At 66.4% G+C, this 24,841-nt stretch carries 20 protein-coding genes, 1 rRNA gene and 1 pseudogene; 9 read left to right on the top strand and 13 right to left on the bottom strand.

Features of this window, described 5'->3' with window-relative positions:
• The first annotated feature begins 98 nt into the window (after positions 1-98).
• The 5 genes from rrf (at position 99) to AC1DR1_RS11560 (ending at position 5,444) form a co-directional block, all read left to right on the top strand.
• Positions 99-215, top strand: a 5S ribosomal RNA gene (gene rrf / locus AC1DR1_RS11580).
• A gap of 261 nt (positions 216-476) precedes the next feature.
• Complete coding sequence (locus AC1DR1_RS11575) at positions 477-1,445, top strand: GNAT family N-acetyltransferase (RefSeq protein WP_364747138.1); 969 nt, start codon at positions 477-479, stop codon at positions 1,443-1,445.
• Between the two features lie 524 nt (positions 1,446-1,969).
• A complete protein-coding gene (locus AC1DR1_RS11570; RefSeq protein ID WP_476992616.1) occupies positions 1,970-4,234 on the top strand; it encodes an RCC1 domain-containing protein in 2,265 nt (754 codons plus the stop codon).
• Positions 4,235-4,425: 191 nt separating this feature from the next.
• Positions 4,426-5,274: an SDR family NAD(P)-dependent oxidoreductase gene (locus AC1DR1_RS11565; RefSeq protein WP_476992615.1), complete on the top strand. Its 849-nt coding sequence runs from the start codon at positions 4,426-4,428 to the stop codon at positions 5,272-5,274.
• Between the two features lie 80 nt (positions 5,275-5,354).
• Positions 5,355-5,444, top strand: coding sequence for an excalibur calcium-binding domain-containing protein (locus AC1DR1_RS11560; RefSeq protein WP_229994021.1), 90 nt, complete (start codon positions 5,355-5,357; stop codon positions 5,442-5,444).
• Between the two features lie 96 nt (positions 5,445-5,540).
• Here the strand turns inward: AC1DR1_RS11560 and AC1DR1_RS11555 are convergent, their stop codons facing one another.
• The 8 genes from AC1DR1_RS11555 to AC1DR1_RS11520 form a co-directional block, all read right to left on the bottom strand.
• Positions 5,541-7,358, bottom strand: a complete 1,818-nt coding sequence (locus tag AC1DR1_RS11555; RefSeq protein WP_476992614.1) for a putative bifunctional diguanylate cyclase/phosphodiesterase — start codon at positions 7,356-7,358, stop codon at positions 5,541-5,543.
• Between the two features lie 157 nt (positions 7,359-7,515).
• A complete protein-coding gene (locus tag AC1DR1_RS11550; protein ID WP_476992613.1) occupies positions 7,516-9,858 on the bottom strand; it encodes a multicopper oxidase domain-containing protein in 2,343 nt (780 codons plus the stop codon).
• Positions 9,855-10,562, bottom strand: coding sequence for a hypothetical protein (locus AC1DR1_RS11545; RefSeq protein ID WP_476992612.1), 708 nt, complete (start codon positions 10,560-10,562; stop codon positions 9,855-9,857). The genes AC1DR1_RS11550 and AC1DR1_RS11545 overlap by 4 nt, the downstream gene beginning before the upstream one ends.
• 166 nt (positions 10,563-10,728) lie before the next feature.
• A complete protein-coding gene (locus AC1DR1_RS11540) occupies positions 10,729-11,055 on the bottom strand; it encodes a GYD domain-containing protein (RefSeq protein ID WP_090583485.1) in 327 nt (108 codons plus the stop codon).
• A gap of 220 nt (positions 11,056-11,275) precedes the next feature.
• Positions 11,276-13,513 (bottom strand): putative bifunctional diguanylate cyclase/phosphodiesterase, encoded by a 2,238-nt coding sequence (locus AC1DR1_RS11535; RefSeq protein ID WP_476992611.1) that lies wholly within the window; start codon positions 13,511-13,513, stop codon positions 11,276-11,278.
• A 136-nt stretch (positions 13,514-13,649) separates the two neighbouring features.
• A complete protein-coding gene (locus tag AC1DR1_RS11530) occupies positions 13,650-14,822 on the bottom strand; it encodes a glycosyltransferase family 4 protein (protein WP_476992610.1) in 1,173 nt (390 codons plus the stop codon).
• Positions 14,823-15,245: 423 nt separating this feature from the next.
• A complete protein-coding gene (locus tag AC1DR1_RS11525) occupies positions 15,246-15,485 on the bottom strand; it encodes a hypothetical protein (RefSeq protein WP_364747149.1) in 240 nt (79 codons plus the stop codon).
• Positions 15,486-15,551: 66 nt separating this feature from the next.
• Entirely contained in the window at positions 15,552-16,988 is a 1,437-nt protein-coding gene (locus tag AC1DR1_RS11520) for a flotillin family protein (RefSeq protein ID WP_229994015.1), read from the bottom strand.
• Positions 16,989-17,313: 325 nt separating this feature from the next.
• Here AC1DR1_RS11520 and AC1DR1_RS11515 point away from each other — a divergent pair, with 325 nt between their 5' ends.
• Both AC1DR1_RS11515 and AC1DR1_RS11510 read left to right on the top strand, forming a co-directional pair.
• Entirely contained in the window at positions 17,314-17,775 is a 462-nt protein-coding gene (locus tag AC1DR1_RS11515; protein ID WP_476992609.1) for a hypothetical protein, read from the top strand.
• Positions 17,775-18,761, top strand: coding sequence for a phenylacetate--CoA ligase family protein (locus AC1DR1_RS11510; RefSeq protein ID WP_476992608.1), 987 nt, complete (start codon positions 17,775-17,777; stop codon positions 18,759-18,761). The genes AC1DR1_RS11515 and AC1DR1_RS11510 overlap by 1 nt, the downstream gene beginning before the upstream one ends.
• Before the next feature lie 5 nt (positions 18,762-18,766).
• Here AC1DR1_RS11510 and AC1DR1_RS11505 read toward each other — a convergent pair whose 3' ends face one another.
• The 3 genes and pseudogenes from AC1DR1_RS11505 to AC1DR1_RS11495 form a co-directional block, all read right to left on the bottom strand.
• Positions 18,767-19,645 (bottom strand): HNH endonuclease, encoded by an 879-nt coding sequence (locus AC1DR1_RS11505; protein WP_364747153.1) that lies wholly within the window; start codon positions 19,643-19,645, stop codon positions 18,767-18,769.
• A gap of 89 nt (positions 19,646-19,734) precedes the next feature.
• The gene (locus AC1DR1_RS11500) at positions 19,735-20,946 is read right to left on the bottom strand and encodes a serine hydrolase domain-containing protein (RefSeq protein WP_476992607.1); all 1,212 of its coding nucleotides are present in this window, start codon (positions 20,944-20,946) and stop codon (positions 19,735-19,737) included.
• Positions 20,947-21,154: 208 nt separating this feature from the next.
• Positions 21,155-21,304 (bottom strand): annotated as a pseudogene (locus AC1DR1_RS11495) (helix-turn-helix domain-containing protein); the annotation flags it as partial.
• Positions 21,305-21,362: 58 nt separating this feature from the next.
• On the opposite strand from AC1DR1_RS11495, the gene AC1DR1_RS11490 reads away from it, so the two are divergent.
• Positions 21,363-21,596: a hypothetical protein gene (locus AC1DR1_RS11490; RefSeq protein WP_229994011.1), complete on the top strand. Its 234-nt coding sequence runs from the start codon at positions 21,363-21,365 to the stop codon at positions 21,594-21,596.
• 418 nt (positions 21,597-22,014) lie between these two features.
• Here the strand turns inward: AC1DR1_RS11490 and AC1DR1_RS11485 are convergent, their stop codons facing one another.
• Complete coding sequence (locus AC1DR1_RS11485) at positions 22,015-22,578, bottom strand: dihydrofolate reductase family protein (protein WP_476992606.1); 564 nt, start codon at positions 22,576-22,578, stop codon at positions 22,015-22,017.
• A gap of 227 nt (positions 22,579-22,805) precedes the next feature.
• On the opposite strand from AC1DR1_RS11485, the gene AC1DR1_RS11480 reads away from it, so the two are divergent.
• A complete protein-coding gene (locus tag AC1DR1_RS11480) occupies positions 22,806-23,285 on the top strand; it encodes a hypothetical protein (RefSeq protein ID WP_229994009.1) in 480 nt (159 codons plus the stop codon).
• A gap of 375 nt (positions 23,286-23,660) precedes the next feature.
• On the opposite strand, the gene AC1DR1_RS11475 is transcribed toward AC1DR1_RS11480, so the two are convergent.
• On the bottom strand, positions 23,661-24,800 hold the full coding sequence (locus AC1DR1_RS11475) for an aminopeptidase P family protein (RefSeq protein WP_364747159.1): 1,140 nt from the start codon (positions 24,798-24,800) through the stop codon (positions 23,661-23,663).
• Between the last annotated feature and the right edge of the window lie 41 nt (positions 24,801-24,841).

The following is a 24,841-nucleotide window of genomic DNA, read 5'->3' as shown; positions in this document are numbered from 1 at the left end:
TGTTGCACAGGAACCGACAACAAAATAACAACACCACAGATGTTGTAACCACCAGATTTCCCACCCCCGGCACGGCCGGCAGGGTGCGGACACAGGGTTACGGCGGTCATAGCGTGGGGGAAACGCCCGGTCCCATCCCGAACCCGGAAGCTAAGACCCACAGCGCCGATGGTACTGCACCCGGGAGGGTGTGGGAGAGTAGGTCACCGCCGGAACACCATTCACGGTCGAGGACCCCCAACCACAGGTTGGGGGTCCTCCCGCATTTAACGCGCCTTCGCAGATGAGCATGGTTAGAGTAGGCGGGAGTGCTGGACGAGGCCACCCAACTCACGCCATAATGCACACCACCACTAAGCAACGCGCGCAGCGATTTAGACCACCCCACGTGACCCTATCGCCGGGAGTGCCGGACTCGTTTCGCGATGGGGTTGCGTCTGATGGTTTGATGCGTGACGTCGTGGAGGGAGAGACTCATGACCGCACAGGAACCCGGGCGAAAGAGTGTCGGGGGCCCGGCGTCGGTCCGGCCGCTGCGCGAGACGGACCTCGATCGCGCTGACGAGATCTGCAGGGCGGCGTTCGGGACGTTCCTCGGGGTCCCCGATCCGTTCGGGACCGCCGACTATGTCCGCACTCGCTTTGCCGCCGATCCGCACGCCGCCTTCGCCGCGACGGTCGACGGCGAGCTCGCCGGATCGAACTTCGCCGCCAACTGGGGCAGCGTCGGGTTCTTCGGACCGTTGACCGTGCGTCCGGACCTGTGGGACCAGGGCGTCGGCAAAAGCCTGATGGAGCCGATCATGGGCTGCTTCGAGACCTGGGGGAACAGCCACCTCGGCCTGTTCACCTTCTCGCACAGTCCTAAACACCTCGAGCTCTACCGCAGGTACGGCTTCTGGCCCCGTTTCCTGACCGCCGTCATGCGTAAGCAGGTCGCGGCCCCTGGCGCGGTGCCCGGCCGGGTGACGTATGCCGAACTGTCCGCCGGCGAGCGGCCCGACTACCTCAATGCCTGCAAGGCCCTGACCGACGCCGTATACGAGGGTCTGGACCTGGAACGCGAGATTGCGGCAACGCACGCGCAGGGGCTCGGCGACACCGTACTGCTTCCGGGCGAATCGGGGCTCGACGGGCTGGCCGTCTGTCACTGCGGACCGGGCTCGGAGGCTGGTGCGGATGTGTGCCTCGTCAAGTTCGGTGCCGTACGCCCGGGCCGRCAGGCCGATGACAGATTCGAACGACTACTCGACGCCGTTGAGCAACTGGCCGCCGAGCGCGGACTGGGTCAGCTCGACGCCGGGATGAATCTGGGCCGCCCGGATGCCTATCAGCGCATGGTCGCCCGCGGTTTCCGTACCGGGTTGCAGGGCGTGACCATGCACCGGCCCAACGAGCCCGGCTACAGCCACCCCGACGCCTATGTGATTGACGACTGGCGCTGACATATCCGTCCCGTTGCCATCATTCTTGCGATACCTGCGCCAAGGCGCGTCGCCTGAAGATCCTCGTTGCCCTTTGGCCGGGGTACACGGCCCAGACTGGAGGGACACGTACTGCACCCGGGAGGGTGTGGGAGAGTAGGTCACCGCCGGAACACCATTCACGGTCGAGGACCCCCAACCACAGGTTGGGGGTCCTCCCGCATTTAACCCCCACACCATGAAATTGGACGAGCTGGCCCTGGATGGAATCGGCCGTTTGGATGCTAGAGTCCGTCTCACGGCTCTTTTGTGTAGCCCATAAATTCTGGTCTGTGGGGGGACTTGTGCGAACTGTGCGCTCAAAAGCTTGGGTTCAAAAACTGACGGCAGTATTGATTTGCAGCATCATGTTGGGAGGGGCCGCTTCAGCTGGCCCGGCGCAGGCAATTGTGCCTTCTGCATTCATCCATTCCGCGATGGCAATGGCGTCCGGAATGACGACTCCGGGGGACCCTGGAGCCTTTCGGTCCGTAGCACCGAGACGGGTGCTGGATACACGATGGGGTGGAGGCACGCCCGTCGGCTCCGATTCGTCGGTTTCCTTCTCGGTGGCCGAGTACAAGGGCACATCCAGCGGCATCGCAGCGGTGGTGTTCAACCTCACCGTGACGGAACCCGGGTCCTTCGGGTTCGTGACAGCCTACGCCGGCGGAGGCGCCAAGCCGTCCGCCTCGAATCTGAACTATTCCACTGGCCAGACGGTGTCGAATCTCGTCACGGCGCCCGTCGGAGCCGATGGCAAAGTCACCCTGTTCAACCGCTCGCCAGGAACGGCCCACCTCATTGTCGATGTGGCCGGCTTCTATCTGGAAGGGGCGGTCAGCCAGCCTGGGGCATTCCAGCCAATGGCACCAACCCGTTTCCTGGACACGCGCACCAGAAAGGCTGTGGGACCGGGCTCGGCAGTGTCCTTCCAAGCCGCCGGGGTACACGGCATACCGTCGGCCGCTGCGGCCGTGGTCTTCAACCTGACCGCCTCCGAGGCAAAGTCCTTTGGATTCGTGACAGCGTATCCGAGCGGGACGAAGCGGCCGACGTCGTCGAGCCTGAACTATTTGAAGGACCAGACGGTGCCGAATCTTGTCACTGTTCCCGTCGGCGCTGACGGGAAGGTGAGTTTGTTCAACCAGTCCTCCGGTAGCGTGCAGCTTTTGGCGGACGTTGCAGGCTACTTCTTGCCCGGAGATCCCACGGCGCCCGGCGTCTTTCATCCGCTGGCGCCGTCACGGGTGCTGGACACGCGCAAGAGTTCCGCAGCGGCGGCCGACGGGGCGGTCTCGTTCCAGGCCGCCGGGGCCAACGGCGTCCCGGCGGGAGCTGCGTCGGTGGTGTTCAACCTGACGGTGACTGAAACGGAAACCTTTGGGTTCGTCTCGGCCTACCCCAGCGGCACGAAGCGGAGCGATGCATCAAACCTGAACTATTCCAGGGGGCAAACGGTTCCGAACTTGGTCACAGTGCCTGTCGGGGCGGACGGCAAGGTCACGCTCTTCAACCGTTCGAAGGGTAGAGCGCAACTGATTGCCGACGTCGCCGGCTACTACGTGGCCGGCACACCGACTGAAGGAGCGGCCTACACCTGGGGCGGCAACTACGCCCGTGAAGCAGGCACAGGCTATGGGGAAGGCACTTCCAGCCCGGATCAGGTGCTGGGGGTCAACGCCACGAGCATCAAGGCGGCTTACTACTCCCGCTACGCGCTGCTCAAGGATGGAACCGTGAAGGCCTGGGGCGACAACGCTGCCGGCCAGCTGGGCAACGGCACCACTGCCGAAGGGCTAAACCCCGTCACGGTCAAGGGGCTCGGCGGCGTGGCGGCAATCGAAGCAGGGTATCAAACGGCCTACGCCGTGCTGAGGGATGGTTCAGTTCGAGCGTGGGGTGCGAATACCCGCGGTCAGCTGGGAAACGGATCCACAACAGGCTCCCGTGTACCTGTGGCCGTCAAGGGCCTGTCCGGAGTGGCAGCCGTCGTTGCCGGCGAATCGGTCGCGTACGCGTTGCTGAATGACGGCAGCGTCTATGCCTGGGGCGACAACCGGAGCGGCCAACTGGGGAACGGCACAACAGTTAGTACGTCCACACCCGTCAAGGTGCACGGCTTAGCTGGAATCGCGGCAATCACCACAGCAGGGCAAACCACTTACGCCAGGACCACTGACGGGAAGGTCCTGTCGTGGGGGTCCAACGAGGGAATGGCATTGGGCAATGGAAACCCAAGCAATGACGCTGTGGTGAGAGAGCCCACGGCGATTCCACGCTTGTCCGGCGTGACCTCGGTAGTCTCCGGAATGTACAGCGCCTACGCATTGCTCGACAGCGGAGCCGTCATGGCGTGGGGCTCCAACAACTTCGGCCAACTCGGCAACGGGAGCACTGCGAACTCCGCCGTCCCGGTTCCCGTGGACGGCGCCTCCGGGACCGTCTCCCTCGCCGCGGCATTAGGAGCTGCCTACGCCGTGCGTCGGGACGGTAGCGTCCTGGGCTGGGGAAACAACCGTTACGGCCAGCTGGGGAACGGAACCACCACGAATGCGCTGGTACCGACGCCGGTCGTGGGCGTTCGGAACGCGAAACACCTGGCGGTGAACGGCGACAACGGCTATGCGCTCACCTCCGACGGCACCGTATATGCCTGGGGGAAAAACGCTGACGGACAACTGGGCAACGGAACCACCACCGACTCCACCGTTGCCGTCAAGGTCAGCGGCCTCGAAGGGGTTGGTTCAGTCATCCCGAGTGGCTCTTGAAATTCGCTGCAACGACGGGCTGACTGCGCACGCAAGCCCCGATCAATGCATCGGCGGGATCAGGGAAACTCCCAGCAGATTCCGGGGAAAGCCCCGGCCCGTCCGGAACGAACACCTGGTTGGGCTCGTTAGAATTTGACGGGGCTGGATTCCAAAAGACCAGCCCAACGCTTCGTTCTAAGGACACTTCAATGCCCGAGCGCACTATCGTCATCACCGGAGCCAGCGACGGCATCGGCGCGTCCGCCGCCCGGACCTTCGCCGGGCAGGGGGAGCGAGTGGTCGTCGTCGGGCGTTCCGCGCAGAAGACCGAGACGATCGCGAACGAAATCGGCGCCGACTTCTTTGTCAGTGACTTCGCCGATCTTGCCCAGGTGCGCACGCTGGCCGCGCAGCTGAAGGAAAGGTACCCGCGGATCGACGTCCTGGCGAATAACGCCGGCGGCATCATGGGACCGCGCGAGCTCACCGTGAACGGCCACGAGACAACCTTCCAGGTCAACCACCTGGCCCCGTTCCTGCTCACCACCGAACTGATTGACGTGCTGACCGCCAGCCAGGCCACCGTCATCAACACTTCGAGCGTCGCGAATTCGCTTTTCGGCAAGCTGGACATCGACGACCTCGACGCGGCCCGCAAATACTCCACCAACCGCGCCTACGGCAACGCCAAGCTCGCCAACATCCTCTTCACCACTGAGCTCCACAACCGCTACAACACCGAGGGGATCTCGACGGCGGCGTTCCACCCCGGCGGCGTGGCCACCAACTTCGCGGCCGACTCCACGAGCCCCATGCGCCTGGCCTACAAGTCCTTCCTCAAGCGCTTCATGCTGACTCCGGACCAGGGCGCAGACACCCTTGTGTGGCTCGCCAACTCCACCCCGGGCCACGACTGGATCTCCGGCGCCTACTACGCCAAACGGACGCTCTCCAAGGCCAACAAGCAGGCTTACGACGCCGGCCTCGCCAAGGCCCTGTGGCAGCGCAGCGAGGCGATGGTGGCCCAGGACCTCGACAAGCTGGAGCACCGGCCGTAATTCCGCACGGGGTCGGCCGCAGCGGCGCCCGGGACAAGACCAGCGGAAAGCCGGTCACCACCTTCCGCGTCAACAGCACCGTGTACAGCTACAACGACGGCGGTGCGCGGCACTGGGGCGAATACGACCTGGACCGTGACAACGACGGCATCGCCTGCGAAAAGCGCTAATGTGAATCGTCGGGATCCCCGCCAGCGGCGGGGATCCCGACAGGTTTAGCCGGCGACCCGGCCCTAACGGCGCGCGCCCCGCCGGCGACCGCCCGGCTACCCCCCGGCGTCGACCTTGTCCAGGGCGTTCAGGGCGCTCTCCATGGTCCCCGCCAGGTGGCTTGCAGGGGCCGGCTTGGCGAACAGGTAACCCTGCAGCGAATCGCAGCCGCGGTCCATCAGGTACTTGGCCTGCGCGGGGGTTTCGATGCCTTCCGCCGTGACCAACAGGTCGAGGGCATGCGCGGCCGTGATCATGGTGGCGAAGAACGGGAGCTGTTCCTGGCCGGTTTTGATCATGGCCACGAGGGAGCGGTCGATCTTGACGTTGTCCATGGGCAGCTCCTGGAGCCGGCCGAGCGTGGAATACCCGGTGCCGAAGTCATCCATGGCAATCCGGACACCGGCCTGGCGGAGCTGCCGCAGCTGGCCCAGCACGTCCGAGGACGCGTCGAAGAACACGCTCTCCGTCAGCTCAAGCGTGAGCTGGTGCGGATCAACACCGGTGGACGCGGCAATCCCGAGCACGTCCGTGGCGAAGTCCCGGTGCTGGAACTGCAGGCCCGAGACGTTCACGGCGACGCTGTAGGCGGGGTCGCCGGCCAGCCACGGCCGGATCTCGGCGCAGGCGCGGCGCAGGACTTCATCGCCGATCTCGCGGATCAGGCCGCTCTGCTCCGCCACGGGCAGGAACTGGTTCGGCGGCACCAGCCGGCCGTGCCGTTCCCACCGGGCGAACGCCTCGAACTGCACCACCGAACCGATGCCGGGCGAGACCACGGGCTGGTAGTGCACCGAGATCTGGCCGAGCTCGACGGCGCGCCGGAGCCCGGAATCGCCGTCGGCCTTGTGGGCCGCGGTGCTCAGCATCCCCGGCCGGAACCGCAGCCAGGTGTTCTTCCCGGCGGCTTTCGCCGCGGTCATGGCCGCGTCGGCCTGCCGCAGCAGTTCCGCCCCGTCCAGCGTCTGCCCTGACTTGGACGCCAGGCCCATGCTCACGCCGGGCCGGACCATGGAGCCGCCCGCGCGCAGGGGCGCGTAGAGGGACTCGGCGATCCGCCTGGCCACCGCGTCCGCGTTGAGGCACTCGGTCAGCAGCACCGCGAATTCGTCGCCGCCGACCCGGGCCACGGTGTCATGCGGGCGGACGCAGTTGCGCAGCCTGCTCGCCAGCTCCACCAGCAGCTCATCGGCCGCCGAGCGTCCCAGCACGTCATTGAGGTGCCTGAAGTCATCGACGTTCAGCAGCAGGATGTCCACCGGATCCGGGCGGCGCAGGGCCGCGGCGAGGCGCTCGTTGAAGAGGGGGCCGTTGGGCAGCGCCGTCAGCGGGTCGCGGAGGGACCCGGCCTTGAGTTCGTCGTCGTGCTCGACAAACGCCACGGGAGCGGCAGCCGCCGGAAGTCCCCCAAAGCCAGTCGCTCCCCCTGAAACAAGAGTACGACGGCGGAGAAAGTCGCCGCTTAGGGAACGGCCGGCGCCGCCGGCACTGGAGTTTCCTCCGGGGTTTCCTCCGGCAGCGCCACGGATCGAGAGGGCCACGGACGTTCCGGCGTCGGCCGATCCTGCCGGCGGGGGGACAAGGGCACACGTGATTTCGACCGGGAGTTCAGTGCCGTCGGCACGGCGGCCCGAGCCGGCGAACGGCGAGCGGGGACTGGCGGCCTTGCCCAGCCCGGCCAGGACGCCGTGGAATTCCTCCCGTGAGGCCTCGGCCAGGAGCATGCTGTGGTCCGCGCCCAGGAGCTGCGCCCGCGGGTAGCCAAAGAGCCGTTCCGCGGCCGGGTTGAGGAAGGTAATGGATCCGTCCGGGCCGACCAGCAAAAGCGCGTCCGGGCTGTACTCCAGCAGTTGTTGTGCGAAACCAGCTTCCATGATGTCTGACAGCCCCCCAGGCGGTGAATACGGATAGCGGGCACCTTGCTAAGAGCAGGGCGCACTGCACTGACTGAATCATATGCGGTGCGGGCTCCCCGAACGTGACGGGTATCACGCCGCAATCAGATGTGTCGAACGCGCCACCCGGGCCGCGCTAGACGGCGACGACTGGAATCCTCCGAGTGAAGAGGACCTTCTCGGTGATCCAGTCCAGCAGGTCCACGGTGAGCCAGTACGTGCCCGGTGCCGGCGGGCGCAGCAGCATGTCGTAGCGTTCGGCGGCGCCGAAGTTGATCAGGCTGGACCGCAGAGGGCCTGTGGAAGAAATCGGCCGTGCCGGTCCGGTGGGGTTGGACGTGTCCCGGAACGGCCGCCCGTCGTGCGAGATGAGTTCAGCCATGACAACCGGCTTGCCTGCGGAATCGGTGAAGCGCACATTGACCGGGAAGTAGTTGGCGTTGAGCAGACGCAGCAGGGTGGGTTTGGTGGCACCTCCTGCCATCCTGGCCCGGATGCGGGTCAGCCGGATTGGGCCTTCTATTTTCGGGGCACGGGCTAATTCACCGCCCAGAAGGTAGAAGTGCTTGGGATTGAACTTGTCCAGTCCGGCGTCTTCGCCCGAGAGCCCGGCGGCGTGGTTGAGTTCGTGCCAGCGGGGGTCGACGGAGAAAGGGACGAGGAGAGTCTCGGTGTCGATGTCGTATTCCGGTCCGTCAACGAAGGCCCGCCTGGCGCCTTTGGTCACCGGAAAGTCCGGGTGGACTGGAGGGTCGATGATCAGCGGGCCGAACATGCCCATTTGTACGTGCAGTGTGGTGTTGACGTGGCAGTGGTAGAAATACGTTCCGGACGCGCCCACATTCGGGTTGCCGGGCTGCCCGCGTTCCGGCCGCCACTGATAGGTGTAGCTTCCGGAAACCTCGAAGGAGGTGTGGCCGACGCCGTCGTTGCGTGGATCCGGCTCGATGCCGTGCCAGTGGATGGTGTGCACTTTCTTGCTCGGGAGCACAGTGCCGTGGAACAGCTGCCCCTCGGTGAGCCGGATCAGCGGTGCGGGGAAGATCCTCCCGGAGTTCTCGGTCTCGAAGGTCCAGATCTCGAATTTGCCGCCGTCGTCGAACACCATTTCGCGGTTGAAGAACTTGAACTCGTGTTCCACGTCCGGGCTCTGGCGGAACTCGGTTTCGGGGCTTCCCTCGTGCATCTGATGGGAGCTGAAATCGACCTGGGTGCGGAACAGCTCGTGGGTGGCCTCGCTTCCGGGTGCGGGGGCCGCTACGGTCCAGTGGCCAACGAGCCCGCCGGGATACATGCCGCCCCGCGCTACCTGGGAGGGCTCGGCATGGCAATGCATCGGGTAGTCATAGTCCTCTTTCCGGGCGTTCCACACCTCATCGATAATTTCCGGCGGCCGCCTCAACGGGAGCATGGAGTCCTTGCGGTCCAGCGGGTGCATTTCGATGACGTCTTCCCACTGCTGCAGCACCACGTGACCGTCAGCGTCAATGTTTCCGCCGGTACGCGGAAACATGCTCCCGTTGCGGTTGACGGTCCAAAGGTGGTTTCCGTGGAAGTGGAGCTGGTGGTGGACGACGCCGGCGTTGAGGAAGCGCATCAGCTGGCCGGTCCTCACAGTTCCTGCCGCGGCGCTCAGGCTGAAATTGCGGACGTCGATCTGCCGGGGCGAGCCTGACATCAGGGAGTCCTCTTCCCGCACGCGGTTCAGCGCCAGGTCAGTGGACGCGGCCAGCGATTGGAAGCCGCTGCGGCCGTTAAGCGTAAAAAACCGCGGATACACCGGTGTCTTGTCGGGATCCACCGTTCCGTTGCGCGACGCGATGCCGGCCCACACTGGGTCAACGTTGTGGAGCATCCACAACCACTGGCGTTCGAATTCCGGCCCGTTGGGCATGGGCAGCCACGGCGAAGCCGGATCGGTGACCAGCAGGGCACCAAAAAGGCCCAGGACGCGCTGGACCGGGTCGGCGGTCGGATCGGCCGGATCGGCGCCAGGATCGCAGTAAAGGTAGGTGCCTGCCTTGGGGGCCGCGAATTCCAGGGTTTTGGTTTGACCGGGCCTGATCACGCCTGTACCGACGTGGCTGTTCCCCGCTCCCGCGTTGAGGAACTGCAGTGCGTGCTCCTGGGCCAGGTGGTTGGTGACGCGGATGCTGACGGTGCTGCCTGTTTCGGCAATCAGGGTCCGTTCCGGGAAGAAGCTGGCCCAGAATGCGCGGCGGACCAGGAATTCCCCGGGGTTGGCAGGGTCCTTGGCGGCAGGTGCCGGGCGTCCGAGCGGGGGAATGGCGGCCTTCAGGGGATAGGTGCGGCTCGCCACGATCGAACCGTTGCGCAGGAATACCCTCGGGCTTACCGTCAGGCTGGGCTTCGGGTCGTTCACCAGCGTCCGCCGGTCACCGAATCCCCGGTGGTAGACGCGGGATCCGTCCACCATCGGCAGGAATCCGTCATTGATGTGGATATCGAGCGGGCTCATGACTTCACCTGGCTGACCGTCAGAGGCGGCAGGGAGAGGATGGCCGAGCCGTCGTGTTCCGGTTCCGAATACTCCAGCTCCATCGCGACGGCGTCGTGAGGCGCCAGGTAGCTGATCCAGAGATGCTCTGCGGCCCCGGGCCCGACCGAGCCCAGGCCGCGGTCGAAGTCCTGGGGAGTGACTGTGGTTCCGGACGGGAGCAGCCTGAGGCGCAGTTGGCCGGGGCTGAAGAGCACGGGTTCCTGACTGGAGTTGCGGACTTCAACCTCGAGGAGGACGACGTCGCCCCAGGTCAGGTTTAGCGGCTGGGGCCAGCCGGGATCCTCCGGTTGTGCGCTGTCATGGTCATGGTCGTGGGAAGTTGCGGGGAGGGTCGTCGGGCTCGCGGCCCGATGGAAACTGCCCGCGACGGCCCTGTTTGCGCCGGCGGCCATGGCTCCGGGATCGGCGAGCACGGCGGCTGCGCTTTCGATTGACCGGAAGGCCTGTTGGCCCTGGGCGTTCAGCCGGGCCAGGCGGCCGGCCCGGGTGACCGCCAGGACACCAAAGGCCGTATCCAGTTGCGTTGCAGACTGTGGACCGCTTCGGGAGACGGCGGCGTATGTGCCGCCTGCCATCAGCAGGAAGGCCCCGCCCCCCACGATCAGTCCGAACTGGCGCCGGTTCAGGACCGGGCCGGAAATCAGGGGGGAGCGTGCGTCCATGGTTGTGCCTCCACGTTGAGTCCGCGATAAGGCCCAATGGTGCTTACACGGCCCTATAGAAAACTTGGGAGGAGCCCGGACGCGAGTTTCCGCACCGCTTTCGGGGACGGTGGACGCGGAGTGCGTTGCACTGCAGCCTGGCCGTGGTGCCAGTTCGCGTGGAATGTCAGGTGCCGGGCGGGCGGTACTTAATCTGTTCGGCTTTCCGCAGGGCTTCCATCGTTTCGTCGACGGTCAAGAGCACTGTCGTTTCGAAAGAGCTCAGTGCGCCTCCTCCGCTGATCGCCAAGGCAACCGCGGCCATGGACACGTTGTCGGGAGCCTCCCATAAGTTGTAGCCGTCGTGGGCGCCGAATGCGTACCAGAATCCATGGAGTTTTCCTCCGACCGATTCGATGTATGCCTGGGCGGCCTTTCCGCGGTCCTCGGGGTTGCTCATCAGCCTCGCCCAGGTCTCCGGTGTGTAGCTGAACTTCGACAGATAGAGCGGCATCGTCTCTTCCTTTCGTTCGCTGTCGGATGTGCGGATTCACCAAGAATGGCAGTCTGCTGCCAGGCCAGCAATGCAGCCGGGTCACGACGTCGCCCGGACCCGCGACGGAAGTTCATACAGCGATGATGTTCCCGGCCGAGGTGCCCGGATCAATGCGTTCCCTGCATCATAGGGTCCTTCGGCCCTGTGTCCAGCACATTGGCCACGGAGCTTTGGCGGGTCACCGGTTGCCGGGCACCCGATCGCCCCGCAGCGCGGCGATGGCCCGGGCCGCGCGGTCCAGCGCAGGCTTGAGCGCGGCCTCCGGCTGGGGGCCCGAAAACAGGAAACCCTGCAGGGCATCGCAGTCCAGCTTCATCAGGTAGCCGGCCTGGGCGGACGTTTCCACGCCCTCTGCTGTGACGGTGAGCCCCAGTCCGTGGGCCATGCCGATCATGGCGTTCAGGATGGGCAGCCGTTCCGTGCCGGTCTTGATCATGGACACGAACGACTGATCGATCTTCAGCGTGTCCACGGGCAGGCCCTGCAGGCGCCCCAGGGAGGAAAAGCCGGTGCCGAAGTCATCCAGCGCCACGCGCACGCCGACCGTGCGCAGGCTCATGAGCTGCTGGATCACGTGGCAGTCGTCCTCGAAGAAGACGCTCTCCGTCACTTCCAGGACGAGCTGGCGCGGGTCCACGCCGCAGGATTCCGTTACGGCCAGGACCAGCTCGGCGAAGTCCCCGTGCTGCAGCTGGACCCCGGAGACGTTCACGGCCAGCGACCGGGAGGAGTCCTCCTCCAGCCAGGGCTTGAGCTCGGTGCAGCCGCGCAGCAGCACCTCGGTGCCGATCTCGACAATGAGGCCGCTGCGTTCCGCCGCCGGAATGAACTGCTTGGGCGGAACCAGCGCGTCGTCGCGTACCCAGCGGGCCAGGGCCTCGACCTTGGTCACTGTCCCGCTGCCGGCGGAGACGATTGGCTGGTAGTGGACGGCGATCTGTCCGCTGTCCACGGCGAGCCGCAAGCCGGCCTCGAGGTCGTTGCGGTCCACCAGGGCCTTCAACATCTCCGGCCGGAAGCGCATGTACCGGTTCTTGCCGGCGGCCTTGGCGGCATACATCGCGACGTCAGCACGGCGCAGGAGCTCGGAGGCGTCCACGGCGGCCTCGCCGATCGAGGCGATCCCCAGGCTGAGGCTGGGCCGCAACATGGTGCCGTCGATCCACACCGGGACGCGCAGCGAGTCGACGATCCGGACAGCAACCGCCTCGGGCTCCAGCGACTCGATCAGGAGCACCACGAACTCGTCGCCGCCCAGCCGGGCCACGACGTCGTCCGGCCGCACGCACGCGCGCAGCCGCCGGCCTACCTCAATGAGCATTTGGTCCCCGGCATGGTGGCCCAGGATGTCGTTGACTTCCTTGAAGTCGTCCAGGTCCAGCAGCAGGACGTCCACGGCGGTGCCGCGCGGATCCGCGAGGGCGCTGGCGAGCCGGTCGTTGAACAGCTGGCGGTTGGACAGCCCGGTCAATCCATCCCGGAACGCCAGCGCCTTGAGCTGGGCGGACTGCGCGGCGAGGTCTGCCATGGCCCGGGTGATCCGGTCCTGGGCAACCTTGGCCGCGGTCACGTCGCGGAAGCTCCACACCCGTCCGACCACCTGGTCCGCGACTTTTTGGGGGCGCGAATAGCGTTCGAAAGTCCGGCCGTCGCGGAATTCCAGGATGTCGTGGCTTTCTGCCGCGGGATCGGCGTAGAGAGCCTCGACCTTTTCGACAAACTGGGCCGGCTCCCGCAGTTGGTCCAGGACGAAGCCCATGACGGCCTCATCGTCCCCGGTGGCCAGCATTTCCCGAGGGATGCCCCACATGGTGAGGAACTGATTGTTGACGCCGGCGATCTCGCCCTCGCTGCTGACCACGAGGATGCCGTCGGCCGTGGATTCGAGCGTCGCGCTCAGCAGCGACATGGCCTCGCGGAGGCTGTCATCGTTCTCCGGCCGGTGCGAGGTGTCCCGGACCGCGGCGATCATGCTCGCAGTTCCATTACCAGCCCCGTCCCCGGTCACGAAGATGGCCCCGGCCACCTCGGCCTGGAACTCCGTGCCGTCCCGCCTCACCCCGTAGGCCTCCACGGGAGCGGTGTCTGCCTCGTCGCCGTCGGCGTCTGTGTGCGCGTCGCGGCGGAGGTTGAAGAACAGCCGCTCTAGCCCGTTCCGGAACCCCTCGGCCAGGAGAATGCGGTGGTCCGAGCCCACGAGCTCCGCGCGGGCGTACCCGAACATGCGCTCCGCGGCGGTGTTGACCATCCTGATGGACCCGTCCTCGGCCACCACCAGCAGGGCATCGGGGCTGGATTCCACGAGATCCCCGTAGCCCGGGACCGCGCCGGAGACTTCCTCTGGGACTGCGCCGGAAGCTTCCTCCGGGCACGACGACGCCGTCACCGGGCTGCCGCCGTGCGAACCTGAGACCACCAACGAGACATTTAGAACCCTCCCCTCGGGAAATCATAGGCGTCCCGAGGCTCCCTTGGGTGTCAACACGTGGGCGGAGCGGATCCAGGCCCGCGGGTAAGGACCAAACGCCCCGTTGCGCTTTCACCTAGGGTGCTCAAAAGCCCGGGTTGGCCGCCCTAAGTGATAGGGCAACGAGAGGGGACTGGCCAATTAGGGGTTCCCGGGTCACGGCCTTGTAATGGCCAACGAGTTCGGCCCCGAGGACGGACCACGTCCGGCCCTGGACCGAGGCGTGCGCGGCCGCGGCGAACGCGCGGCGCTTGGCGTCGTCGCCCATCAGGTCCACCACCCGGGCACGGAGCGCGGCAAGGTCACCGGGCTCGTACAGCCAGCCGGTCCGCGAATTCTCCACGAGGTCCAGCGGGCCGCCTCGGCCCGTGGCCACCACCGGCACGCCGGACGCCATGGCCTCCTGGATGGTCTGGCAGAAGGTCTCGAACTCGCCGGGATGGACGAAGAGATCGAAGGACGCCACCGCCCGGGCGAGGTCGGCGCCGCCGAGGAATCCGGTGAAGACCGCCTGTGGCAGGGCAGCTTCCAGGGCTGGCCGCTGGGGCCCGTCGCCCACGATCACCAGCCGGGTCCCGGGAACATCGCCCAGCACCGCCAGATCCTCCACCTGTTTCTCCGCCGCCAGCCGGCCCACGTAGCCGATCAGGCGCTCGCCGCCGGGTGCCACCGAAGCCCGCCAGCCGGCGTCGCGCTTCGCGGGGCTGAACCGCTGGGTGTCCACGCCGCGCCGCCACATGTCCACGCGCGGAATGCCGCGGCCGCGGAGCTGGTTGAGCGCGAAGGTGGAGGGGACCAGGGTGCGCGAGGCCAGCAGGTGGATCTGGTCCACCCGGTTCCAGGCCCAGTTCTCCAGGAAGGGGACGCCGTAGCGGCCCGCGTAGCCGGGGACCTCGGTCTGGTAGACGGCGACCGTGGGGATGCCGAGCTGGTGGGCGGCCTGCGCTGCCCGCCAGCCGAGCACGAACGGGGACGCGAGGTGAACGACGTCGGGCGCGTAGTCGGCAAGGATTCGCTTGACCCGATACACACCGCCCATCGCCACCCGCACATTGGCATAGCCGGCCAGCGGAACCGAGGGGAGCCGATGGACGTGGGCGCCATAGACCTCGTCCGGAACGTCCGTGTCCTGCGTGGACGGCGCGATCACGAGCACCTCGTCCCCGCGCTCCTGCAGATGCTCCAGCACGCGCAGGATGGAGTGGGTGACTCCGTTCATGAGCGGCAGGAATGATTCGGCGACGATTGCGATCCTCACTCCTCCACGGTGCGGGCGGCGGCTTGCGGCGCGGGGGAGCGGGTGTGGCCTGCAGAGGAAGAGTGGGTTAACAGGTGGGCGCGCTCAGGCGTGAACTGCCACGGGGCGGACAGCGCGGAAAATGGGCGGTCAGGGCGGGGGCCTGCGGGGACTTAGCTAAGAAGTGCAAAGAGGGCGTACTTGATTGCGGCCATGCGTCCGAGGCGCAAACCCGACAAAGCAGCGGTGCCGGACGGCATGACGAAAGACGAACTACAGCGGATCGGGCCAGTTGCCGACCGGGAAGAGGGAACGGATGCCGGAAACCATCGCTATCCTCACACCCGGACCGCTACGCGCACGCATATTGCCTTCCATCTGAAAATACCTCCAGAGGCTACGGAACTTCAGAATACGCCCGTCGCCTCCAAGCGTCCAGAGGGGTCATTCGGCCTTGAGGATATCCGGAAGCTCGTCCACAAACACGGTTTGCGGCGGTTCAAAATAGATGACCAGGACCTGCTCGCCCACGGCGAAGACGCTGCTCTTGTCGAACGGGTGCGCATGGAACGCGCTGGTTCCGCCGCGGACGGGGAGCATGACCTCGCCGATGGTGCCCGGGCCGATCCGACCCGTGACCCGCCCGATCTTTCCGGTCAGGCTCCGGTCAACATCCCTGTGCATCAGAATCCCCGTACATCTAGACCCCTGCGTATCAGAATCCCCGTGTTTGCCCTCGCATGGCGGCCACTACGCCCCCGGAGCCTTGGTATCCCGTTTGGCGGCGTCCCGGCCGTGCTTGAGCGCGGTGGAGAGTGCCGGGAGGTAATCGCCCACCTGTGCCAAAATACCGCCGATCATCCGGTTGACCCCTTCGCCGCCGTTGAGGACGGTCATCTGTCCAACGTGTGAAAACGGCTCGGCCGCCGCCGCCACGATCGCCGGCATGTTCTCGGCGAGCTGCTGGGAGATGACGGCGTCCTGGTTGGTTGCGAGTGCTTCGGCACGGGCCTTGATGCCTTCCGCCTCGGCCAGTGCCTTGGCCTTGATGGCGGAGGCGGCGGCATCGCCGCGGGCCTTCGTGGCGGCAGCCTCGGCCTCGCCGGTGACCTTGGTGGCCCCGGCCGCCGCCGCTGCCGCCGTCGCGTTCGCCTGGGCCTGCAGCTCAGTCCGCCGGGCGTTGGCCGTAGCCTCGAGCTCGGTGCGCCGGGCCAGCGCCTCGGCCGCGCTGATGTCTGCGGATTTCTGACCCTCGGCATCGGTGCGCTTGGCGTAGGCCCTCGCGTCGGCGGGCTTGCGGACGGTGGTCTGTAGCTTCTGCTCCTCCCGGTCGGCCTCGAGCTTGGCCACCTCGGTTTCCTGGACCACCACCTGCTGACGCGCCGTCGCGTCCGCCAGCGGCCCGGCCTGGGCCGCGTTCGCCTTGGCGCGCTCGGCATTGGCCTGCGCCTCGGACTGCCGGATCGCGGACACGCTCCGGGCGTCGGCAATCAGGGCCTCGGCCTCCGCTTCCTTTTCTGCGGCCTCCCGGTTCCGGGTGGCCTCCGCGATGCGGGCTTCCATCTTGACCATGGCGATGTGCGGCTTGGCGATGTTCTGGATGTAGCCCGTGGGGTCCTGGAGGTCCTTGATCTGCAGCGAGTCGACCACCAGGCCTAGCTTTTCCATTTCGACGCCGCTGGCGCTGCGGACCTGGGAGGCCAGTTTGTCGCGCTCGCGGATGATTTCCTCGACCGTCATGCTGCCGATGATCGAACGCAGGTGGCCCTCGAAGACGTTGTACACCTGGCTTTCCATCTTGGGCTGCTGGCCCAGGAACCGCCGTGCGGCGTTGGCAATGAACGGCGGGGCGTCCCCGATCTTGTAGATGACCACGCCGTCGACAATCACCTGGATGCCCTGGGAGGTCACGCAGGAGACCTTGAGTTCGGTTTCATTCAGCGTCAGGGACAGCGGCCGCACAGTCTGGAGGCCGGGCAGCACCAGGGCCCCCTTGCCCGTGACGATCTTGAAGTCCATCCCCTCCCGGGTTTCCAGCGTGCCGCGGGTCAGCCCGGAGATGATGAGGGCCTCGTTCGGTTCCGCTACCTTCCACATCAGTTTTGTTGCCACCCAGATGACGCCGACGACGGCGACCGCCCCCAGGATGATCGAAATGAGCGGATACAAAAATGACAAGTCCGGCATAACCAGGTCCTTTCACGGCGGTGGAAAAAGGTATTAAGCAAAGCCCCAAACGATGCTGCTGGTAGTCCCGGCCGGCCTGGAGGCAGGAATTCTTACGCCGCCCAGCCAGCCGTTGTACACAGTCTGTGGTGCTGCCTGCCGTTAGTCCAGCAATTCGACGGTGTCCGGGCATATGCCCAGGTCCCGCCGGTGCCTAAAGCCCCTGTTGGGGCGGCCGCCGCCGTGCCAGCGTGGGAGAGGGTGCGAGCGTGGAAGAGCGGGTGAGCGTGAAAGAGCGGGTGAGGCCGAGATCTGGAGTGCCGGCCCCGCGAAAGGATGATGGGTGATGCGCGGCTCTCCTCTCGGGATGACACGACTGACCGGGATCGCGTGGGACATCTGGCGGGCCGGGCGGGCAAGCCAGGACGCGATCGCCCGCCGGCAACGGGACCGGCTCGCCGCGCTGGTTGAGTGCGCGCGGTCCTCCTCGCCCTACTACCGCAGGCTGTACCGGGACGTTCCGGACACGGTCACCGATCCGGTCACGAACCTGGGGGAGCTGCCTCCGGTGGGCAAACGCGAGCTCATGGAGAACTTCGACGAATGGGTCACCGACCCGCACATCACGCTCGCCGGGCTGAAGCAAGACCTGCTCGATGACCCCTCGCGCATCGGCGGCCTCTACCGCGGGCAGTACCTCGTGGTGACGTCGTCGGGGTCCACGGGGGACCCCTCGGTCCTGGTCCACGACCGACCTCGCAGCTGGTGGCGAGCCTCCTCGGCCCGATCCGCGAACGGCGGACCCTGATGACGGCTGCGGAGGCCCGCGCTTTCCTGCACCGGGGGCTGCGGGCCGCGGCGCTGATCGCGGACGGCGGCCACTTTGCCGGCGTCGTGCTGACCGAAGCCGCGCGGCGACGCAGCCCCCGCATTGCCCGCAGGGTCCGCGTGTTCTCCGTGCTCCGGCCGCTCCCGGACCTCGTGGCGGACCTCAACGACTTCCAGCCGACCGTCCTCTACGGCTATCCGAGCGCCATGCTGCAACTGGCCGCCGAACAGAAATCGGGACGGCTCAGAATACATCCGCTCCTGGCGGTCGCTTCCGGGGAGTCCCTGGCAGCCCATGCCGGGGCGGACATCGAGGCGGCCCTCGGCTGCCGGGTCACTGTGCGGTACCTTGCCTCGGAGGCCCTCGCACTGACCAGCCGCTGCCGGCAGCGGCTGCTTCATGTCAACGCGGACTGGAACATCGTGGAGCCGGTGGACGACGCCTTCCGTCCCGTGCCGGCCGGGGAACTCTCCCACACGGTGCTGGTCACCAACCTGGCCAACCGGGTCCAGCCGCTGATCCGGTACAACCTGGGCGACCGGGTGCAGCTGGGTGCCGGGCCGTGCGCCTGCGGCAGTCCGTTTCCCACGCTGCGGGTCGAAGGGCGCAGTGGCGACGTACTGAGCTTTGGTGCCGCCGAAGGGGCAGAGTTCGACAGCGCAGGGTTGGACGGCGCAGGGTTGGACGGCGCAGTGGTGACCGTGTTGCCGTTGGCGCTGGGGACGGTGATCGAGGAGACCGCCGGCGTCCGGCGGTTCCAGGCGATCCGCACCGGGCTGCGGTCGCTCACCGTGCGGCTCGAGCTCTGGCCGGGCGCCGAGCCAGGTGCCGTGCAGGCGGCGACTCGGGATCGCCTTAGTGCGTTCTTCGCGGCCCAAGGCGCCGACGGCGTCGATGTCCGGTTTGCCGAGGAGCCACCCCGGCCGGACCGCAGCGGCAAGTTCCGGCAGGTGTGGTCCGCCTGAGAACGCTACTGCTGATTAAGGATCCGCCGGGCGTCCTGCTGGGCCTGGAGCTCTTTCTGGGTCAGCGCCTGCCCGGTCAGGTACCCGGCTCCGGCCATGGCCCGGCGCAGCTCCGCGACCGTGCGCGGCGTCGTCACCCCGAGGTGCGCCATGGCATGGCAGTTGGCGCAGAGCGGCACGAGGTCCGTGACGGGATCAAGTTCATAGGTGCTGCCCAGCTGTGACACCGGGACCAGATGGTGGACCGGGATGAAGTCCTTGCCGATGTCCCCGTAGGCGATTTCAAAGGAGAACCCGCACACGGCGCAACTGGTCCCGTGATGGGCGATGCAGGCCCGCCGCGCGTCCGGATTGTGCTCATACCGGTTCACCTCGACCCGGCTGACCGCCGCCGACGTGACGGTTCCGGGCACCGGCTGGGTGGGGTCGGCCCCCGGCGGTGGGCCAAACTCTCGCCAGAGTCCGCGGAGCAGGGGCTCGACGGGCGGTTCGACCGCCAGCGCGGGGCCGTGCAGCGCTTCCCAGTCGAGGCCGGGCACGGTCTCCTGGAGGACCGCGGGCGGGATCTGGTCCCCGGCGGGCAGGAGGGCGTCGAAGGCCACCCGGACGTAGAGCGGGGACCAGTCCTCCGCGGCGCCCGCGGCGTCCGGTGCTTGGGGCCGTGGCGCCGGCCGCTCCGAGACGATAACGCCGTGGCCGATCAGGCCGCGCCCGTGGCGGCCCTGGAGCACCAGCCACGCGTCCGCGCCGGAGGTAGCGAAATCTGTAGTGCCGACCTCCCAGCTGGCCAGGAACCGGCCGGTTTCGGCGACCTCTTCCAGGACCGCCGGGTAGGTCCATTCGTTCCATTCGTCGGGGTTCCAGACGAGGATGATGGCTGTCATCTGCCCATTGTCGCAGTGACTTTTGCCTGCTTGTCACGGAGACGACTACTGGTCACAGAGACGCCTGCTTGTCACAGAGACTGCCGCCGTTAGCCCGGACTTCCTGCGGCATTGTTGAGGGGCCCTGTCGGCCCGGTCTGGCACGTCGCGTTGAGGGTGTCCTCCGCGATGGATTCCATCTGGTGCAGGATGCGGGTGTCCCCGGACCGGAGCGGTTCCGGCGGGTAGGCCACGGCCATGGTGAGCTGCCGGGTTCCGTCCGCGCTGGTCATGGCGATGGTGCCGTAGCCGGGCACGTCGCCGGGATGGCCGTAGTAGAAGTTGTTGGTGCAGAGGTCGTTCCAGCGGACCACCCCGAGTCCGTACCTGGCGTAGAGCGGGCTCTCCATTTGCGCGATCGTGTCCGGCTTGAGCAGCCGGTTCTGCAGCAATGCGCGGTAGAACGTATTCACGTCCGCCACGGAGGACACCATGCCGCCGGCGGCGTTGTCGATCTGGGCGGCCGGGTACGTGACATCGAGTTGTTTGCGGTCCAGCGCGATGTAGCCGTGGATCATGGACGACGGCGGCGGCCCGACGGCCGTCATCGAAGTTTCGCTCAGGCCAAGCGGCTGGATGATGTCGGTGCTGATCACCTCGCCGATCCGGCGGCCGCTCAGGCGCTCGACGATCAGCGCCAGGGCAATGTAGTTCGAGTTGGAGTACTCAAATCCCTGGGCCAGCTTCGCCTGCCACGATATCCGCCCCGCCATGGCCAGCAGGTCCGCCAGGCTCACCCTGGTGGTCAGGGCCTCCCGCACGGTGGCCGGATCGAACAACGGCCCGTCCACGGACGGCATGCCGGAGCGGTGCTGCAGCAGTTGGCGGACGGTGACAGGTCCCGGCGGGTGCATCACCTTGTTAAACTCCGGCAGGTAGGTGCTGACCGGTGCGTCCAGCTCCAGCCGGCCTTCCTCGGCCAGTCGGAGCACACAGACCGCCACCATGGATTTGGTGATGCCGCCCACGTGGACAGGGTCCGTTATTTCGGCCCGGGAATGGCTGGCCAGGCYTCGAACACCGTAGGCCGCGGACCACTCGTCCCCGCCCACGCGGATCTGGATGAGCACGGCCGGGGCGCCGTCGTCGAGCAATCTCCTGCTGAACTGTTCCAGCATGGCCCGGTAGCCGGAATCGGGCGACACCGGCTGCGCCGGCGGCTGGGGCCCGGGACTGCACCCGCCCGTCGCCGCCGCGAGCACGACGGCGACGATCGCGGCCGTGAGCCGGCGGAACGATGCTCGAGTCCAGGCCACCGACATGATGGTCCTTCTTGCAGGGCGGGTTTGTGGTCGGCGTAGGAGGATGCCCCTGGCCGGGCACAGTCCTGACCCTTGTGATGCTCCTCAGCCGGACGTCAGGAGACCAGAGCCATAGGTCACGGGTGTGGATTTGATAGCTCTTCGGCGGCGTTCTGTGATCGCTTGGTGTCGCCTTCAGGGAGGATGCGACGCGGCTAGTCCCTTGAGTGCTCGCGACCCGTCTATAAAACGTTGCTCGGGACATTCCGAGATCGCGGGCAACCTGCGCAGCGGGCTGACCGCCTTCGACCAGGCGGACAGCGCGTCGAATCTGACTGTCGGTGACCCGGCGGGGTCGGCCGCCAAGGTCCTTTCCTCCGGAGCTCGTCCCACGGCGGAACCTGTACACAGGACTTCGTCGGTGCAACACTGCGTCGATGAACATCTTCGAGTGGTGGCCTCTGGTCGATGCGGAAACACGCCGCTGGCTCATTGAGCACAACGGCGAGCCGCTGCCGCCGCATGTCATCGCCGACATCATGGCGACTACGGGCGGCGTGACCGATTCTGAGTGGTGGGCTGGCGAATCAGGAGACGGTCCCCAGCTTTCCGACGAGGCTGTGGATTGGATCGAGGCTGTCGCCAACGATGAGGAGCCGACAGCCGGCTGATATCTTCCGCCGCGTCCCGCTGAGCGTTCGGCTTACGGGCAGAGCTGCCTGCTGGTGCTTCAGCGTGGCACCACGTCACTGAAAGGGATCACTTTGTGGTGCTGCTCGCGGAGGCGGAGCTAGTGTGCGGATAGGCCAGTTTTCTCGCGTGGGTCGCACAATTCGGTGTCGTTCAAGGGACCATCATCGACGCCACACTGCGGAGCGGGATCTGGTGATCTGCGAGTCCCAATTGGAGTTGGCGCGTTTGCTGTTCGCGGACTTCGATGGCTCGGTGGGCCATATTGTGGCGCAACCGTTTCTGTTGAAGGCTGAGGTCGCCGGGGCGGTGCGCAGGCACATTCCGGACTATCTGCTGSCCRCCGACGTGGGGCCGCGGGYGGTGGAGTACTTCCCTGACCGCSCGGAGGAATYGCGCTCAGCGCCTCRTCTCGTACCTGGTCAGGACCACGCCGCCGGGAAACGTCCGCGTYTCCACCAGGTCCAGGTTCACCCAGCTKTCCAGCGMGGTGAAGAACGGMGTGCCGCCGCCCACCAGGACCGGATGGGTGGCCAGCACGTAYTCGTCGATCAGCCCGGCCCGCATGGCCGCCCCGGCGAGCGTTGCGCCGCCGACGCTCATCGGGCCGCCGTCCCCGGCCTTGAGCCGRGTGATCTCGGCGATCGCGTCGCCGCTGACCAGGCGGGTGTTCCAGTCGACCCTGTCGATCGTCGAGGAGAACACCACCTTCGGCGTGTCCCGCCAGTTCCGCGCGAACTCGATCTCCGCCGGGGTGGCGTCTGGCTGCTGGTCGCCGGTCGGCCAGTAGGAGCTCATTGTCTCCCAGAGCTTGCGCCCGTACAGCGACAGGCTGCTAGCCCGCTCCTGGTCGAGCCACCACTGGAACAGTTCGTCGCTCGGCCCGCCCCAGCCGATGTCGTCGCCGGCCGCGGCGATGTAGCCATCCAGGGTCAGATTCATGCCGTAGATTAGTTTCCGCACGGCGCCAGCCTTCCGTCTTGTCGTGGTCGAGGGCGTCATTGAACTCTGTCGTCCCGCATATGATCGGCAGCGTCCTGTCCCTCATGGAGCCACCGTAACTGCCAATGATCTGGATGCAATAGCCTTCGCTCCGCGTTTCAACTGAGCTGACCCGTGAAGGATCCCCTATCAGACGGCCGCACCCTCGGCACGGGCGGGAAACTTTTGCGCATCGGTAGGCTAAGCCCATGGCATTGGGGGATGCGGCGCGGCCGCAGGCAGTTCGGTCACAAAGAGTGGTGCTGGATGCGTACGCGTTCATCAAGGGCTGGCTCATCGCCACCTCGCTCTGGGTGGGCGTGCTACTTCTCCTGGTGGCGGCAGGCTATGGCGTGCCCGCCTCGCGGGACGGCACCGACGCCGGCCACGTATGGGGCTTTTTGGGCATGGCGATTCTGTATGGCTTCGGAGTTTCCCTGGTGGTCGCGGCGCCACTGGCCTGGGTGCTGGCCTATCTGTTGCGCCCGGTCCGGAATCAATGGATCCACATCGGAGCCTTTTTCGCGGTGCCCACCCTAGTGTTCTGGCTGCTCGGAAGCGCCCTGGGCCTCGGCTGGCAGCCCTGGCTACTGATCCCATGGGCCACCGTTGGCGCAGCGGCAGCCATCGGCCGTTGGGCAATCCGCAAAGACGTCCTTGCCTCGAATTCTGCAGCTAACCCGGCCTGACCGCCCGCTGCACGATCCCCTTGCGGGCTGCGAGATGACAAATAGCGCTGCGAAAGGACCGCCATTTATCGCTGCGAGTCACATTGCCGGCCCGCCACAGCTTGATGCAGAGGGGGTATGTCACGCTGCGGCACGGCATCACCCATTTAGCTACCGAGGATCTGTTTTGCTTCGCCAACCAGTGATACCGCGGGGATGCTGGTTCTGTTATGGGATCAGAGCAGGCCGGCAGGCTGCAGGCGAAACAGAGAGCGCATACACCGTGACCACAACACTGAATGAAACGACCCTCGACGTCCCCGTGGACGTCCGGTTCACCGCGCCGGGCATTCCGCTGGCAGTGCGCCACGTCAGATCGTGGACCACGTCGGCTAACTAGTGGACGATTCTCATCTCGTGCGAGGTCTGATTGAGTCGCCGTCCGCCGTCGGGAACGACCGTCACAATGTCCTCGATCCGTACGCCGAACCTGCCCGGCAGGTAGATTCCGGGTTCGATCGAGAAGCACATGCCGGGGTGGAGGATCTGGGTTTCGCCCTCGACCATGTACGGCGGCTCGTGAGTCGTCAGTCCGATTCCGTGCCCGACGCGGTGAATGAAGTAGTCGCCGTAGCCGGCTTCAGTGATCACCGCCCGGGACACGCGATCGATCTCCTGGCACTCGACGCCTGGCCGCACGGCCTCGAACCCGGCCTGCTGTGCGTGTCTGACGACGTCGTGAACCTCGCGCTCCTCGGCGGTGGGTTCGCCGACGTGCACGGTCCGCGTCGTGTCTGATCCGTAGCCGTGTTTGAGGCCGCCGAAGTCGAGGACCACCATGTCTCCGTCCTCGATGATCCGTGGGCCGATCTCGTGGTGAGGGTTGGCTCCATTCGGACCCGAACCGACGACGGTGAAGTCCACCTGCGAATGACCGAATTGGCGAAGGAGGTCGGCGAGATCAGAGCCGACGTCGGTCTCGCTGCGCCCAGCGAACCGCACGGTGACGATCTCCTCGTACGCCTGGTCTGCGGCCGCGCCGGCCGCCGCCAGCCGCTCGATCTCGTCGTCATCCTTGATCGCCCGAAGCATCGGCAGGGCGGTCGTCATCGAGACGTAGGACGACTTGGGCAGTCGATCCTGCAGGCCGAGGAGGTGCATGGCCCAGGCCGAGTCAGAGACGGCATAACGTCCGGTGCCGGCCATCAGCGTCGCAGATTCCGTGTAGGGGTCGCTCCCGTCGGTCCAGTCGGTGATCCGCAGAATCGAGGCGCCGGCGGCCGCTTCCGCGTCGGGCCTCTCGAGCCTCGGAACGATCATGGCGGGCTCCGCGTCGACGGGGATCACGAGCATGGTGATGCGTTCAGTGATGGCCACGGGTGCATACCCGGTGAGGTACAGCAGGTCCGGTCCGGGAGTGACCAGGATGCCGTCGAGCCCGGCATCTTGGGCGGCGTGGGCTGCTCGCCGCAACCGCTCGGCGAAGTCATCGGCGGTGAACGGAGCCGGCTCGGAAAGGCTGCGATGATCACTCATGGTTCGCATTTTCGTGCGCGGGGCATCACTGGTCAACCCGT

Source organism: Arthrobacter sp. P4_F10, assembly GCF_056401435.1.
Note: the sequence above shows the minus strand (reverse complement) of the source record. Positions and strands in the feature narration are given on the sequence as shown.

Bases quoted from the DNA above. Each gene is read 5' to 3' on its own strand.
- AC1DR1_RS11565 (WP_476992615.1), top strand. From the start codon at position 4,426: ATGCCCGAGCGCACTATCGTCATCACCGGAGCCAGCGACGGCATCGGC.
- AC1DR1_RS11555 (WP_476992614.1), bottom strand. From the start codon at position 7,358: ATGGAAGCTGGTTTCGCACAACAACTGCTGGAGTACAGCCCGGACGCG.
- AC1DR1_RS11550 (WP_476992613.1), bottom strand. From the start codon at position 9,858: ATGAGCCCGCTCGATATCCACATCAATGACGGATTCCTGCCGATGGTG.
- AC1DR1_RS11545 (WP_476992612.1), bottom strand. From the start codon at position 10,562: ATGGACGCACGCTCCCCCCTGATTTCCGGCCCGGTCCTGAACCGGCGC.
- AC1DR1_RS11540 (WP_090583485.1), bottom strand. From the start codon at position 11,055: ATGCCGCTCTATCTGTCGAAGTTCAGCTACACACCGGAGACCTGGGCG.
- AC1DR1_RS11525 (WP_364747149.1), bottom strand. From the start codon at position 15,485: ATGCACAGGGATGTTGACCGGAGCCTGACCGGAAAGATCGGGCGGGTC.
- AC1DR1_RS11520 (WP_229994015.1), bottom strand. From the start codon at position 16,988: ATGCCGGACTTGTCATTTTTGTATCCGCTCATTTCGATCATCCTGGGG.
- AC1DR1_RS11515 (WP_476992609.1), top strand. From the start codon at position 17,314: ATGCGCGGCTCTCCTCTCGGGATGACACGACTGACCGGGATCGCGTGG.
- AC1DR1_RS11510 (WP_476992608.1), top strand. From the start codon at position 17,775: ATGACGGCTGCGGAGGCCCGCGCTTTCCTGCACCGGGGGCTGCGGGCC.
- AC1DR1_RS11505 (WP_364747153.1), bottom strand. From the start codon at position 19,645: ATGACAGCCATCATCCTCGTCTGGAACCCCGACGAATGGAACGAATGG.
- AC1DR1_RS11490 (WP_229994011.1), top strand. From the start codon at position 21,363: ATGAACATCTTCGAGTGGTGGCCTCTGGTCGATGCGGAAACACGCCGC.
- AC1DR1_RS11480 (WP_229994009.1), top strand. From the start codon at position 22,806: ATGGCATTGGGGGATGCGGCGCGGCCGCAGGCAGTTCGGTCACAAAGA.
- AC1DR1_RS11475 (WP_364747159.1), bottom strand. From the start codon at position 24,800: ATGAGTGATCATCGCAGCCTTTCCGAGCCGGCTCCGTTCACCGCCGAT.